The sequence below is a fragment of the Mesorhizobium sp. M1143 genome (assembly GCF_040318435.1).
In the GTDB taxonomy this organism is placed as follows: Bacteria; Pseudomonadota; Alphaproteobacteria; order Rhizobiales; family Rhizobiaceae; genus Mesorhizobium.
Window position 1 is genome coordinate 1 of record NZ_JAMYMJ010000174.1, and the last position, 1,403, is coordinate 1,403.

Consider the following 1,403-nt stretch of genomic DNA (forward strand, 5'->3'; position numbering starts at 1 on the left):
TTCAGTCGTTCGAGCGTGCCGACCTCATCCTCGCCCATGAGCGTGCTGTAGCCGACCACGTCGGCAGCAAGGATCGCGGTAAGCCTTCGCTCCATACCTGCCTGCGCCCTCCTTGGTCGATCAAGCGGCTTCGCGCAGCCTATTCTAGTCCCGCATCGGACGCGAGTGTGTGCGTCCGTTATGACGCGCGTGTGCTTCTACTGAACAACCGTAAAGTGAAACACCTTGCTTGAGTTGACGAAGGAATAGCCGCCGCCTCCATCGTCGTGGCGTTTATAGACGGGTCCACAGTCGGGGCGCCCGAACATATTCTCGCTCACCTCGCACAATAAGTCGCCATCGACACGGACGGTCTCGGTGACCAGCCGCGTCGTGGAGCGGAAGGCTGCCTTGCCGTCGCTCCCGATCTGGAGGAAGGCTGGTTGGAGACCGGGCTCAAGCTGACCCTGCAGAGTATGGCCCAGCACCAGCGAGGCGATCTCCTTGCCCTTCAAGCGGTTGTGCTCATCGCCGGTGAAACCGAACGGCCATTCGGGCAAGCCCGCCTGCTGCAACGCGTCGACGATGAGAGCCAAATCCTGCGGGTTACGATATTGGGCACCGTTGAGTCGGTATGCGGACAATGAATCGAAACCTGGTGTGGACATGGCACCTAGCCCCTCGGCCACTGCCGCCCTGGCATCCTGCAGGCGGCCGGCGCGGGCGTAGGCGGCACCAAGCGTGATCGTGAAATCTCCGACTGACGGCGCATCGTCGCGGGTGCGTTCGAGGGCCTCGATCGCCCTGTCGTTGCTCCCTTGAATTAGAAAGACCAGACCGGCAATTTGCCGGTTTACAGGTGAAAGATTGGGATCGAGCCTGAGCGCCGTCTCGACCGCTTCGGCAGCCTCAGCATGACTGCCGGCGAACAGTTGCACGTATCCCAGTGCTATTTGCGTCTCAGCATCGCCGGGGCCGAGTGCGACGGCTCGCTCGACCGAAGCGATGGCTTCCTCGTAGCGGCGATCCACGACCTGCATGATCCCAAGAATAGCATAGGGCGACGAAAGGTCAGGGTCGAGTTGCAAAGCTCGGCTCGCCTTCTCATATGCTCTCTTTCGTGCTGGCGCGCTCTGCATGATGTCATTGAACGATTCACGCCAGATATACACCGTCGTGCTTGCATCCGCCGCGAAGGCTTCCGCAAAAGCGGGGTCGAGCTGCTCGGCCTTGTCGTAGAGCGTGAGCGCCTCCCGCAGGCCGTCGCGCCGACCGGTCCGTGCTGTCTGCTCGGCACGAAGATAGAAGTCGTAGGCTTCGAGGTTTTCGGTCGGCGGCCGCGCCATGCGTTCGCTTTCCGCTGCCGAAGGTTGCATGCCAAGCGCCTTGGCGATCTCGCCGCTCATCTCGTGCTGGACGGCAAA

Annotated in this window: 1 protein-coding gene; it reads right to left on the reverse strand. The window is 61.6% G+C overall.

Annotated elements, in window-relative coordinates:
- Positions 1-197: 197 nt before the first annotated feature.
- A partial coding sequence (locus NKH35_RS31725; protein WP_352917571.1) for a tetratricopeptide repeat protein occupies positions 198-1,403 on the reverse strand: 1,206 nt, incomplete at its 5' end.